This is a genomic window from Pseudoalteromonas sp. J2K-J599 (assembly GCF_059295115.2).
Map to the genome: position 1 here is coordinate 1,268,376 of NZ_CM200271.1, position 14,023 is coordinate 1,282,398.

The following is a 14,023-nucleotide window of genomic DNA, read 5'->3' on the forward strand; positions in this document are numbered from 1 at the left end:
AGGCTTCTAGTTAAGCTTTCTCTTGCTAAAACAGGAATAGAGTTGTTATTAATCTCATTCGGCTTGTTAAGTTACTTTTTGGCTATTATTTTTCGTGTTGTTTCAGATAAATTTAAGCAACGATAGATAAATAGCTGGATTAGCCTTTGAGGTAAGGGATCTTGAAAATTGAAATTTCCAACAACAAGCCTTAACCTTCATTAGCCCGGTCTTGTGCCGGGCTTTTCTTTGCCTGAAGCGATCAGTTTCACCAACAGCTCGATCAGCATTTGCCTGCAGAAGTATTCGGTGTGCGCCAGAAGGGTGCGCAAATTTGTCCAGCGCCGCCACCGAACGCTACCCAAAAATACATAAGTTTAGACACTAACGAAGTCTAAACTAGTTTTTAAATTCAAAGCCCCTCTCGCTGAGATCAGCTTGGGGCTTTGTTTTTCTGGCTAATCTAAGATGACAGTAAAAATGGTTAATGTTTATTCAAATCTGGCATCAGGCGATGGGCTGTTTTATTTCCGGGTTTGAAACTCCTCGAAGGTATATTAACTAAATGGCAGTTATACAGAATCTGTTACAGGCTCAATAAACTCTACCAAATAGTCACTTTATATCATTTTACGCTTCAATTTTATGCCAACTTACACTTCATTTGTGTCGTTGTAGCTCAATGAAATCAAATGTAGCTATGTCAACTTACACTTCAAACAACATTGGGTGTTGTTTGAAGTATAAGTTGACATATTTGTACTAAAAAATTGCATAAACCAGAAGCATAAGATGACATAATTTAGTATTAACCAAATTGTTAAATGGCTCACTCACATTTGCACTTCGGCTTTTTGCCTTTTCCAATAACTTGATAAAGGCTACCACTGACTGTTTTGATTAGCTGGTTCTGAGGTGATATTTCCACTATTCTTGATGTGCTAATATAATCGTTCGTTGCGAATCGGTACGTCATGTCATCGACATAGATATCCCATAAAATTTATCCAATCATTTTCTTCACCATCAAAAATTGAAACTTAACGGTGTTTAAGTCTTAATGAGAAATATCTATTTCTACTAAATTAATCGGAATTTTTTAGCATTAAAAAACTGGCTTTGGTATCAGGAGCTTTTAATTTAAGAACACCAGTCACTTTATGCCATTTTATGATTCAACTCTATGCCAACTTATACTTCAAGCAACATTGGGTGTATATCGCTAACTCCTTAATATTTATATTTTTTCACTAAATTAATCCATAATACCTAATAGTTTCCAGCTCCTTTTCTCGCTAGACAACTTTTAACTTGTACGCAATAATGTAGCAATTATATTAATTTAACACTGCGTGTTAACAAAGTACTCTAGGGTTGAAGTAATGCCTCAAAGAAGTAAGTGGACACTCGCTGTTTTATTAGGGTTGCTAGGGGGTTTAGTTAACCTCTCGCCGTTATATTTTTTCGACAGTTCTGAGTTTTTATTTGGGCAAGTATTTGTATTATGTAGCTTAGTGTTTATTGGGCTGCGTTATGCGTGCTTAAGCCTTGCGATTGTATCTGGCTTTTTACTTTATAGGTGGGGGCATTGCTGGCCGAGTATTGTTTATTTACTCGAGCTTTTTTGGCTTTACACTTTTTGTTTACGCCGCTCTAAACCCATACTCCCTCTTGGTACTGTTTTTTGGCTGTTAGTTGGTTTACCTATAATTTGGGGAATAGGGCAGTTCCTTATTGGTCTGCCATGGTTAACGCTAGTTGTTGCAATATCAAAGTACCTCATAAATGCGTTAATTAGCTTAGCTTTAGTTGATTTATTTAGTGTATTTGTACCCCACGCCAGCCGTGCCTATCAGGGCAGGCCTCTTGCTCGCATTCTTAGCTATGTTGTAAGCGTTATTATTATATTGGTTATACTGCTTACCAGTGTAATTTTAGTGAACGATCACCACTCTCGGTTAGAGTATGAGGTAGACGCCCAACTTGAAGAAAAAGCCAAATATATAAGCACTCAATTAAGTGATTATTTAACGTTTCATAAAAATGCCATTGTAATGAGTAGCGACGCCATAAGCGCGGGCACAGATAGTGAGCAGCAGTTAAAAAGGCTAATGAATCTATTTCCAGGGTTTGCTACAAGCTTGTATGCAAACCCTAGCGGCTACGTTGAAATAACGTCGCCTAATAACCTTATAGCGGGGTTAACTAAGGCGCAGCGTAATGTCACTGATCGCGACTACTTTAATCAGGCTAAGCAATATCCTCTCGGTTATAGCGGTGGTGTGTTTCAAGGGCGAGGGCTTGGCAATGAAGCCATTGTTGCGCTGTCGGCACCTATTTATCGTGATGGTGAGTTTTTCGGCGTAGTAGAGGGGTCGTTAAAGCTTGGACGATTAGAGCAGTTTATTCCTAATTTATTTGAAAATACTGGCGAGTTAGTTGTACTGGATGATAAGCAAAAAGTGGTTTTTAGCTCGCTTGAGCAGTTTAAAATATTAACCGACTTTAACGAAGATGGTTTTAATACGCGTAATATGGGCGATAAAAATTTATTTCGCTCCAATAATAATGAGGTTTACCATAGTTCTAGATATGTTAATCCGCAGAGCAAATGGCAAGTAATCACTTTTTATAATCGTAAACATTTGAGTATGGCTGTAGCTAAAGCATGGCTGCCAAGTATTTTGCTAGGCGCTATGCTAATTATTATGGTGGTGCTGTTTGTACGCCAACTTGCAAACTTATTAGTGCAGCCAATTAGTGGTTTAACTAATTTAATGCAAAGCTTTAATAAATCAAAAAAACATACTTTTAATACAGATTCAAGTTGGCAAGAAGTATTGCAACTACAACAGCAGTTTGAAATGCTAGCCACTGCGCTGCAGCATTCAATAGAAAACCTGCAAGCGTCAAATATAAAAAACCAAGACCTAAACAAACAACTCAGTGAGTTTAACCAGCAGCTAGAAAAACAAGTTGCTGAGCAAACTAACAAGCTTAAGCAAGCAGTAGAGCGTGCTAATTTAGCTAATGTGGCTAAATCGCAGTTTTTAGCAAATATGAGTCATGAACTACGCACCCCAATGAACGGGATTTTGGGCATGGGTGAAGTATTACTGCGTGATAGTTCGTTAACCGACGAGCAAAGAGATCTTTTAGATACGCAACAAAAAAGTGCTCAAAACTTATTAAAAATCTTAAACGATATTTTAGATTTTTCTAAAATTGAGGCTAATGCAATGCAAATTAGCCCGCGCCCAACAAACTTAGCGCCGTTTATCGAAAATATTAAATCGTTGTTTTCACCCATTGTAAGCTCTGACGATGTGCAGTTTATAGTTCAGTGTAGTAACACCTTGCCAGATTGTATTAACGTAGATGATTTACGCTTAAGCCAAGTTATTATTAATTTATTATCTAACGCGTATAAGTTTACTGAGCGCGGGTTTGTGCGTTTATCGTTTGATTACAGTGGCCAGCAATTATTTGTGAGTGTGTCTGATAGCGGCATTGGCATAGAAAAAGATCAGCAATCGTTATTGTTTAGTGAGTTTACTCAAGCTGATGTAGGTGTTGCGCGTAAATATGGCGGTACCGGGCTAGGTTTGGCCATTAGCCAAGGGTTAATTAAAAAAATGCAGGGTGAAATATCTTTAAATAGTGAACCCGGTAAAGGCAGCATGCTCAAGTTTTACATTAATGCGCCTAAAGCTGAGTTTATAGAGCCCACAGCCGCAGTAAAGTCGCAATCAGTACCTGATCTTGGTAGCAAAAAATTACTATTGGTAGAAGACAACCCCATAAACCGCCAAGTAATTGCAAAAATGTTAGAGCCAACTCATATACAACTTACAATGGCTAACGATGGAATTGAAGCGTTAAAAGTGCTTAAGGGTAACACCTTTGACTTAATTTTAATGGATTGCCAAATGCCAAATATGGATGGTTACGAATGTACACAAACAATACGTGCTAACGAAGCAAACACTAAGGCACATGTGCCCATTATTGCAATTACCGCTAATGCCTACGAAGACGATAAACAGCGCTGTTTAAGTGTGGGCATGGACGATTTTGTATCTAAACCTGTAAATACACAAGGTTTGTACGAAGTAATCGCTAGGGTGATAAACGCGTACTAGCTTAGCGTTTATCACCACAACAAATTTTAGATAAAATCGAGCGTAAGTAATAAGCGTTGCTCGTTTGCAGCCACCGCTGGTGAGCGATGTACAAGCCCTGCACCTTCGTTTTCATCCCAGTACTCGCCTTTAAGCAGGGCAACATCACCTTGCTTGAGTTGATTAATATTATTTAGGCTTTTAAATAAGCCAGACTCTTCATCGGGTCTACCTAAATTACCAGTACCTAGCTTTGAGCGGTTTACATCGCTGTGATTTAACCACTGCGTAGCAACACCTTGATAGGTAGTAACTAGCCGGCACGGAATTTTGTCTACATGAAAACGCGGGCACATGGGTTTATCTAATATTTTTAGCCTTAAACCGGCGCGTTTTAAATCAAACAGGCAGCAAAACATTTCAACCAACAGTGCGATATCTTCACACAGCGCTTTAACTTCATCGCGGTTATTATCTTCTGGGTTAAGCGTTTTTATTAATTGATCAAACGCATCATCGGGCGATACCGCAAATTCTAGTGGCTTTAAAGCATTTGCGCTAATGAGAGTATTAACTGCATTTGTTAATGTTTGCTCAAGGTCTCTTTGCCAAATAACAATGTTAGTGTCTTGGTTATAAATTTGTGGCAATACATCGGCGTCACACTCTTTAGCTGCTTTTCGGTACAGCGGTTCCGCAGGCTTTATTTGAGCAGTTATTGAGGCTAGGGCATTCATTACTCTTCCTCCCAAATAGGAAACGGGTCGTTATAGGTTCTCCAAAAGTCCTTACCCTTAAGTACCGCATCTTCTGGTAGTAGGCAGTCATCAAGCGCTTTAATCATCGCTTGTTTATTTAATGATTGACCAATAAACACAAGCTCTTGGCGCATGTCACCAAAGGGTTCTACCCATTTATTATTTATGTCAGCAAGCAGTTCAGGCTCTGTAGGCCAGTCTTTTTGGGGGATGGCTTTAAAAAACATACCAACAAATCCGTAATGAGCTATATCGCCTGCTTGGCTCCACTGCGCGCAAAATAAAGGGCGTGTTGCTAACCAAAAATAACCTTTTGAGCGAATAAGTTTGCCAAATTGTTCGGTGCTATGAAGAAAGTTATAAAACTTTTCTGGGTCAAATGGGCGGCGCGCAGTGTAATTAAAGCTGCTAATTCCATACTCTTCAGTCTCGGGAATATGTTCACCACGCATTTCTTTAAGCCACCCCGGTGCTTGTTGGGCACGTTCAAAATTAAATAAACCCGTGTTTAGCACTTCGTTAATATTAATATGGCCGTTTGAAATAGGAATAATGTTAGCTTGAGTATTAAGCGTATTTAAAATGGCAGTGAGTTTATTTAATTCATCGTTTGTAATTAAATCAGTTTTACTAATTAAGATTACATCGGCAAATTCAACTTGGTCAACAAGTAGGTCGGCTACGCTTCGCTCGTCGTCTTCTCCTAACGATTCGCCAGTATCTTGTAAATCATTTGCTTGTTCGTAGTCGTTTAAAAAGTTAACGGCATCAACCACCGTTACCATAGTATCAAGGGTGGCAATATCACCCAGTGATACGCCATTTTCATCGGCAAATGTGAAGGTTTCGGCTACAGGTAATGGCTCAGAAATACCGGTTGATTCAATAACGAGGTAATCAAAACGCCCATCTTTGGCAAGTTTGCCCACTTCAACAAGTAAGTCTTCTCGTAGGGTGCAGCAAATACAACCGTTGCTCATTTCAACGAGCTTTTCGTTACTGTGATTGAGCGATACATCGTTTTTAATAGTGGCTGCATCGATATTTATATCGCTCATATCGTTAACTATAACAGCCACTTTTTTACCTTGCCTGTTATTAAGAATATGGCTAAGTACAGTGGTTTTACCAGCCCCCAAAAAACCTGATAACACTGTGACGGGCAGTTTATTTATCATTTAATAATCTTACTAAATTACAATTAAAGGTATGTTATATTATATCAATTCTGTATTCCAGTAATGCTAATTAATTTTTTTAATGCTGAGCTGCAAATTTAGTGTGTTACTCAAAAACTCTTCATTCGAAAAATAAGGATGAATATGAAATTATTTACATTGCACATGTTAATGATAGTCGTTATCATTCGCAGTGTTTTATAAACCTCTTCTTTGGATCAATATGTTTAACCAAAAATATTTGGCGCTCAGTATTGCTGCGTCTTTTTCTGCTTTTTCTAATGTGGCATTTGCCGAGCAAAATAACGATATTGAAAAAATAGAAGTAACTGGCCGTGCCCAGCAATTTTACCTAGAAACCGAAAGTAAAATTGGTACTAAAACGGATTTAGATCTTATTAAATTACCGCAATCTGCGCAGGTATTAACCGAGCAACTTATTATTGACCAAGCCGCGCGTGACATTACCGATTTATACCGCTCAATTGCGGGTGTGAGTGAATACAGCTACTCAGGTGTAACTTTTCGTGGTTTTAGAGATGACGCCAATGTATTTTATGATGGTGTGCGTGGCGACCCATATTCGGGCTTTGGTGTACCGCAGTTATTTAATGTTGAACGTGTTGAAGTATTAAAAGGGCCTGCCTCTGCTTTGTATGGCGGTGGCGAACCTGGTGGGATGATTAATTACGTAACCAAAAAGCCAAGCTACACACAAAAACGCGAACTAAAGCTTACTTTGGGTAACTACAACACCCGTGGTGCATCACTTGATATGACCGGCGGTTTAAGCGATACAATGGCTTATAGATTGGGTGGTTACTATGAAGAGCAAGACAGCTTTCGTAACAATGCAGACTCAAAAAACACCGAGCTGACAGGCGGATTGTTATTTGATTTAACAGATTCAACAACCCTAACCACAAGTGTTGACTACATTAAACAAGACCTAGGCGGAAACCGCTTACGCGGCGTACCGGTAGATGACAACGGTAACTTTTTAGTTGACCCAAGTTATAACGCGAATGAGTCGTTTGATTATCAAAATATGGAAGCTTTGGTGCTTCAAGCAGAACTTAGCCATTATTTTAATGATGATTTTTCGTTAAGTACTACGTTTCGTTACATGGATAACGAGCGAGACCAAGCCTACCATGAGTCGCAAAGCTGGGTAGATGTAAACGGTGATGGCGTTGCCAATATTGACGATGAAACGATTAAGCGTGAATACCGTAAGCAATTTCGTGCCAATAAAGAGGCAAGTGTAACCACCGACTTTGTTTATAACTTTGGACAAGGACAATTAATCCATCAGTTTTTATTTGGTGGTGATTACCACACCGTTGATACCGAATATGACTACTTTCGCGCCCGATATGAGGCCGATGGCGTCGCTAATTTAAATATTTTTAATTTAAACTACGGTGAAACCGATCCAGGTACTTATAACCTTACCGACATGAACCGCGATGGCGTAGATACCGACCGATTTGGTGTATACGCGCAAGACGTAATTAGCATAGGCGAGCAGTGGACAATAATTGCAGGTTTGCGCTATGACCATTTTAAAGAGTTTAATCAAGAAACAGGTTTTAGTTACTCAGATAACGATATAACGCCGCGCGTTGCTGTTACTTATCAGCCAGTAGAAAACACATCGGTATATATTAATTACTCAGAGAGCTTTAACCCTACATCATCAGCCGACCAAGAAGATGTAGAAGGCGAAGGTAATTTAGAACCAGAAACCGGTAAGCAAACCGAGCTGGGTATGAAAAACCAATGGCTCGATGGCAAAATAATGAGCACCTTTGCAATTTACCAAATTAATAAAGAAAACGTGGTAATGAGCAACCCTGACGATACGGGAGCGGGGGATGGCATTGCTGCACTTTTAAATATAGGTGAAGTAGAAAGCCGAGGATTTGAAACAACTTTAGTCGGTGATTTATCAGCGCACTGGACCGTAACGGCTAACTACGCTTACAACGATACGCAAGTGGTAGACGGCGTAACGGGTGATACGCTTTCAAATACATTTGGAGATGGTTCGCGCTTTGCTAATGCACCACGCCACCAGGCAGGTTTATGGACTCGCTACGCTATTGATTCAATTGACTCATCAATTGCCTTTGGTGCAAATTACGTAAGTGAGCAACTGAGTACCAGTGGCCAAAAAGTAAAACCATTTACTGTATTTGATATGAGCTGGACGAGTCGCTTTGACGACGTATTGCTGAGTGTAAATATTAATAATCTGTTTGATAAAGAATACGCGGTAAGTGGATTTAGTGAGCGAAACGGCCACTTTCCCGGCAGCCCTCGTGAAATTATTGGGCAAATAACTTACAAGTTTTAATACTTATTAGCGCGAGAGTTACTCGCGCTTTTTTTTAAGTGTCGCCTTGCACCTTTTTATCACTATTAAATTTAGCGGTTTCTTGAGTAGTGTTAATAGCCGTAATAGGGAAGGGGATTACAATACCTTCTTTTTTATAGCGTTTATGCAGGGCTTTTATAAAAGCAGATTTTACCCAAAAGCGATTAAAGTATTCTTTAGCTCTAAGCATCACCGTAAAGTTAATGCTTGATCTATCAAAGGTATGAAAAACCACAAAGGTATTGTAATCATCAACACCCCATTCATGTGAAATAAGTATTTCACGAGCCACTTCAAGTGTTACTTGTTCAACAAATTCTAAATCTGAATCGTAATGCACACTTATATCAACAGGCACGCTTAGCTCTTTTTCAGGGTAAAAGTAATTAATAATACGCGATTTAGATAATTGGCTATTAGGTATAATAATCATATTGTTAGGTAGCATTTTAACCCATGTAGATCGCCAGCCTATATGATCAACAAAGCCTTGCTCCTTAGATTCAAGCTCAATAAAATCACCCACCCTTATAGGTTTATCTATTACTAGCTGCACGCCAGAAAAAAAGTTTTCGAGGGTAGGTTGCAAAGCAAGAGCAACAGCCAGTGATGTAATACCTAACGAGGCAATAATGGGCGTAATAGAAATACCTAACGTGCCCATTAATACCAGTAATCCCACTGACGATAATGTAACGCGTATCACGCCTTTAATTATGCTTTTTGAATTAAAAACCACGGCAGATTGTTTACCATAGTAATTAATAGTGCCAATAATAAAGCGGTCTAAAAACATAATAAGTGCAAGCAGCGCTAATACAATATTAATGCTATTAAAAGGGATCTGTTGAGAAATAGAAGTACTAATAATGAAAGTGTCGTGCTCTAAAATGGTGAGTAGCACAATAATTGTGCACAGTGTTAGCGGCTTAGATATTGAATCTATTAGTAAAGTATCGAATATAAATTTGGTTTTTGAAGTCCATTTTTTTAGCCAGTACATTACAAAAAAACGAATTAAAAACAGTAGTATAGCTATAAGTAATAGGGAGGACGCTGCGCCTAACCAAGGTGTGTTGTTAGAAAATTCCAGCGCTTTATTTAGCATAACTTAAACCTGTTCAATATAGTTTTATATATATTGCAGCAAGTTATGTACCTTTGTTTGGGTAAAAGTAGCTGCCGAGTTTAGTCGGCAGCAAATATTATACTTTTTTGGCTAACCACATACCGCCTAGCACGGCTGCAAAAAACAATAAAAACTCCATTTTAAGAGATACTAATTGAACCAAGCCCGGGCCTGGGCATATACCACTTAAACCCCAGCCTAAACCAAAAAGTACCGAGCCGATAATTAAGCGCGCATCAATTTTTTTTAAATCACTTAAATTAAACGTTCCTGAAAGAAGTGGCTTCTCTTTTTTTGCAACCCATAACCATGTAAGCATCATTATTAGCATGGCAACAGCCATCACTATAATTAAGCTTGCGTCCCATTGGTTTCCATACGTAAGAAAGTTAATCACTTTAGCAGGGTTTGTCATCCCGCTAATAATAAGTCCTAAGCCAAATATAAAGCCTATAACAACCATCATAATTGCTTTCATTATTTATCCTACAAGGTTTGCTGTAATGAAGGCGACAAGCATAAATGTGCATGTTGCAACCCAAGAGCGAGTAGAAAAGCGCGACATGCCGCACACACCATGGCCACTTGTGCACCCATTAGCTAACGTTGTACCAGCGCCAACTAAAAGCCCTGCAACAACAATAAGCCAAGACGGTAATTGCAATTCGCCTTCTAATAAAGATGGCGCAAATACCCTTACAGCCACTCCTGCCAACAACAACCCTAAAATAAAGTATAACTGCCAACGAGAGTCTGAATTTGCTTTAGCGAATACAGATTTAACAATGCCTGATATACCCGCAATTTTTCCGTATAAAACCAGTAATAACGTACACGCTATACCTATTAATGCCCCGCCTATTGCAGCCGATACTGGGGTGAATTCTGTTATCATTTTTAAATTTCCCAAACAATAGAAGCGCCTAAACCGGTTTGTTTCATTTCGATTGATAATTGTTGATTAGGCGCTAAGTAGTTAGCACCCGTTACTTTTTTTGCTGGCGATTAATATCATCGCTTTTAAAAATTACATAGATTCGAGCGTTTTACCACGTGTTTCTTTTATGTATTTAACAACAAAAAATATGCTTATAAGTGCCGATAATGCATAAAAGCCATAAGCACCGGCAAGGCCAATGTTGGCAAGCATAATAGGGAAGGTCATGGTAATGGCAAAGTTAGCAATCCACTGCGCACTAGCTGCAACAGCAAGTGCTGCCCCGCGAATACGGTTATTAAACATTTCGCCTAATAATACCCATACAACAGGGCCCCAACTTAAGCCAAAAAACACCACAAATAAGTTAGCCATAATAAGCGCAAACGTACCCATGTTATCGCTAAGTGCAAGTTTGCCTGCTTCATCAAGGCCTGCACTGCCAAAGATATAAGTAAGCGCGCTTAAGCTAATAAACATACCAATACTGCCTACTAATAGCAGTGGTTTACGGCCAATTTTGTCAACTAGGGCAATGGCAATAAAGGTTGATACAATATTCGTGGTGCCTGCGAGTACATTTATAAATAACGATTGCGACTCATCAAACCCAGCGGCTTGCCAAAGCTCTGAGCCGTAATAAAACACCACGTTAATCCCCACAAATTGCTGAAATACACTCAGCGCAACACCCACCCAAACAATTGGGTGTACTTTTTTACTGTTATCAATAAATAAATCGCGAATACTTGGCTTTGTATCGCTATGCAATGAGCGTTTAACATCGTTTATTTGCGCATCAACATTGTCGTTCGATATTTTACTAAATACCGATTTTGCATCATCCACTTTACCTTGCGCCACTAAATAACGAGGTGACTCTGGAATAAACAAAACACCGATTAAAAACAACACAGCAGGCACAAGCTCAACCCAAAACATCCAGCGCCAAGCGGCTATATCAAGCATTAAAATATTTTGCGCGCTGCCTGCTGCATCAGCAATTAAGTAGTTACTTAAAAAAGCAGCAAATAAACCCAATACAATAGCGAGTTGTTGTAATGTAGCTAAACGACCACGTAGTGCTGGTGGTGCCACCTCTGCAATATAAGCTGGCGCTAATACTGATGCAGCACCAATACCTAAACCACCAAATAAACGGTAAAAAATAAACTCCGCAGAGCTTTCGCTAATGCCCGAACCAAATGCACTAATGGCAAAAATAATCGCGGTGATGATCATAATTGCACGGCGACCAAACTTATCAGCCAGTGGCCCCGCAGCAAGTGCACCTAGGGCGCACCCTAATAATACCGAGGCAACATTAAACCCCGTAGCTACACTGCTTGAATTAAATGCATTACCGAGTGCCGACACTGTGCCGTTAATAACGCCCGAGTCAAAACCAAATAAAAAGCCACCAATAGCAGCCACGGCAGAGATAAAAATTACGTAAAAAAGTGAGCACGTGTTTGATGTGTGCGCCGAGCTATTATTCCTCGGCGATAAAGATGATGTCATGATTGTGTGTCCTGATTTTTATTATTGTGTACTGTACTATATTGAAGCGCTTGGATCTGCGTAATTTAAACGAATTTTATCTGGGCTAATTCTTTCATAACTAATATTAAAATTATTATTTAATACTTCTAACAAGCCCTTAACATCGCCTGTTTTAAACATACCAGCGACTTGTACCCTTGTTAAACGCTCATCATCAGAAAGCTCAAAGTCTATATTCGTATATCGACTAATCTCGGCCATGGCATCGGCAAGAGATTCGCCTCTAAAAATAAGGCTTCCTTTACGCCAAGAAAGACTAGCCGCTACGTCTATAGGGTCTACTTTTTCAACGTGCTTAGCTATTTTACCTTTGAAACTTAAATCGAGCTTTTCACCTTTAGAAACTGCTGTAGAGTTATTTGATAAAAATTTACCAAGCTTATTTGTTCCATTTTTTTGGAGGTTTGATGGTTGCGAACTAGTTTGTTCGGCAACAAGCACTTTGCCATCAGTGACTATTAACTCTATTTGTTTTTTACCCACTTCAACATTAAACGCAGTGCCTACTGCCTGAATAACTTTATCACCAGCAATAACACTTAAAGGCCGTGTCTTATCATGCGCCACATTTATATGTATCTCGCCCCGCAGTAAGTTAATTACTCGAGAGTCTCGGGTATATCTTATTTGTACAAAACTATTAGTGTTTAATGTAATTTCACTTTTATCTGGCAAAATTATGTCCTTGCTTTCACCTACACCCGTTTGAAAGTTAAGTTGCTTAGCGACAACAGTTGACTGATTAACGGGATAAAAAAATGAAAAATTAAATGCTTCTTGAAAAAAGCTAAGTGCAACAGCCAATAAAACAGAAGCGGCCGTTGCACCTAACCACACAGGGAGGCGTTTTTTTCTAGATTGTGATTGCGGGAATAGATCAGATAAGCGGCTGAGTTCACCCATCTTGTCCCATAGGTGTGCAACTTCAAGTAATACTTCGACGTTTTTATATGACTGAGCTAACCATAGCTGCAATGCGTCTTTTTCGGGTTTAGTTAAACCTCTATCGAGCTTAGCAAGCCATTCACTAGCACAATCAAGGCGTACGTCTTCGACTGCCTTATTATTTCGTTCGTTTATATGGTGGACATTACTCATGACTACCCCCTGCACTTTTTTGTGAAGAAGAGTTAGGTTTGCCATACACACTTTTTTCAGATTGTCGCATAAACTGCGTACAACGTTTTACGCCGGTTGCTATATGTTTTTCCACGGTACTTTCACTAAGGTTTAATTGAGCAGCAATTTCTCGCTGCGAATAACCATACACTTTTTTTAATACAAACACTTTACGGCATTGAACAGGCAAAAGCCTGACAGCTTCACAAAAATTTGAAAATTCGCAATCGGTAAGCGCATTTTCGTACATTTCGTCTTTCTGATGTTCCGTTAAGAGTTGCTCTAATGCTTCCATGTTGTCGATACTATCGACTAGTCGTATATTGGCTTGCTTTTGATAATCGAGCGCTAGGTTACGCGCCGTTTTATAAATAAAAGATTTTGGTGAGCAAATGTTTTCAGTGTTTTTTATTTGACAAATTCGCACGTAAGTTTCTTGCACAATGTCTTCAATCTCATGTGGAGGCACTATGCGTGCCACTACATTTGAGAGACCTTTGCGCGAGGCCAGATAAGCCTTATAAAATAGTGTGTCTTTTGTCATTGAGTGTGTGTCTCGTGTGTGTGTGGTTTTGGCAATTGTTGTTATTGTTTTGCCATTACAGCTTAAGACGATTGGTAATAAAAAATCCGCTACTCAATTTTAAAATAAATTGTTTTTCTATTTGTAAAATTGCAGGCACTATCAATCCTTGTTGTTAAAAGCTTGTAATTTGAATACCAAGTGTACTACAGTTTTTCAAATTATTAACACGTATAGGCTAGCTCTATAATTATACGTGTTCATATAACCAATTAATTAATATAAAAATATATTTAACTTTTTAGTTGAAACCCCACAACATTTTTTTGCACACCA

Annotated in this window: 10 protein-coding genes; 2 read left to right on the forward strand and 8 right to left on the reverse strand. The window is 39.0% G+C overall.

Features of this window, described 5'->3' with window-relative positions; all coding sequences use genetic code 11:
* Positions 1–1,361 precede the first annotated feature (1,361 nt).
* A complete protein-coding gene (locus tag AC5NT5_RS05790; RefSeq protein ID WP_494514282.1) occupies positions 1,362–4,121 on the forward strand; it encodes a response regulator in 2,760 nt (919 codons plus the stop codon).
* A 26-nt stretch (positions 4,122–4,147) separates the two neighbouring features.
* Here AC5NT5_RS05790 and AC5NT5_RS05795 read toward each other — a convergent pair whose 3' ends face one another.
* Together AC5NT5_RS05795 and zigA are read right to left on the reverse strand one after the other, a co-directional pair.
* The gene (locus tag AC5NT5_RS05795) at positions 4,148–4,837 is read right to left on the reverse strand and encodes a DUF1826 domain-containing protein (protein ID WP_494514281.1); all 690 of its coding nucleotides are present in this window, start codon (positions 4,835–4,837) and stop codon (positions 4,148–4,150) included.
* On the reverse strand, positions 4,837–6,036 hold the full coding sequence (gene zigA, locus AC5NT5_RS05800; RefSeq protein ID WP_494514280.1) for a zinc metallochaperone GTPase ZigA: 1,200 nt from the start codon (positions 6,034–6,036) through the stop codon (positions 4,837–4,839). Before zigA ends, AC5NT5_RS05795 begins: the two co-directional genes overlap by 1 nt.
* A gap of 223 nt (positions 6,037–6,259) precedes the next feature.
* On the opposite strand from zigA, the gene AC5NT5_RS05805 reads away from it, so the two are divergent.
* Positions 6,260–8,395 carry a TonB-dependent siderophore receptor gene (locus AC5NT5_RS05805; protein WP_494514279.1) on the forward strand — a complete coding sequence of 712 codons (2,136 nt, stop codon included), beginning with the start codon at positions 6,260–6,262 and terminating at the stop codon, positions 8,393–8,395.
* Between the two features lie 34 nt (positions 8,396–8,429).
* On the opposite strand, the gene AC5NT5_RS05810 is transcribed toward AC5NT5_RS05805, so the two are convergent.
* The 6 genes from AC5NT5_RS05810 to AC5NT5_RS05835 all read right to left on the reverse strand — a co-directional run bounded on the left by AC5NT5_RS05810 (position 8,430) and on the right by AC5NT5_RS05835 (position 13,708).
* Entirely contained in the window at positions 8,430–9,524 is a 1,095-nt protein-coding gene (locus tag AC5NT5_RS05810) for a mechanosensitive ion channel family protein (RefSeq protein ID WP_494514278.1), read from the reverse strand.
* A 97-nt stretch (positions 9,525–9,621) separates the two neighbouring features.
* Positions 9,622–10,023, reverse strand: coding sequence for a DUF6691 family protein (locus tag AC5NT5_RS05815; protein WP_002958285.1), 402 nt, complete (start codon positions 10,021–10,023; stop codon positions 9,622–9,624).
* A gap of 3 nt (positions 10,024–10,026) precedes the next feature.
* Positions 10,027–10,440, reverse strand: coding sequence for a YeeE/YedE family protein (locus AC5NT5_RS05820; protein ID WP_082007390.1), 414 nt, complete (start codon positions 10,438–10,440; stop codon positions 10,027–10,029).
* Between the two features lie 132 nt (positions 10,441–10,572).
* A complete protein-coding gene (locus AC5NT5_RS05825) occupies positions 10,573–12,003 on the reverse strand; it encodes a sugar porter family MFS transporter (protein ID WP_494514277.1) in 1,431 nt (476 codons plus the stop codon).
* Positions 12,004–12,039: 36 nt separating this feature from the next.
* Positions 12,040–13,143 carry a FecR family protein gene (locus AC5NT5_RS05830; RefSeq protein ID WP_182682315.1) on the reverse strand — a complete coding sequence of 368 codons (1,104 nt, stop codon included), beginning with the start codon at positions 13,141–13,143 and terminating at the stop codon, positions 12,040–12,042.
* Positions 13,136–13,708: an RNA polymerase sigma factor gene (locus AC5NT5_RS05835; RefSeq protein ID WP_002958279.1), complete on the reverse strand. Its 573-nt coding sequence runs from the start codon at positions 13,706–13,708 to the stop codon at positions 13,136–13,138. The genes AC5NT5_RS05830 and AC5NT5_RS05835 overlap by 8 nt, the downstream gene beginning before the upstream one ends.
* Between the last annotated feature and the right edge of the window lie 315 nt (positions 13,709–14,023).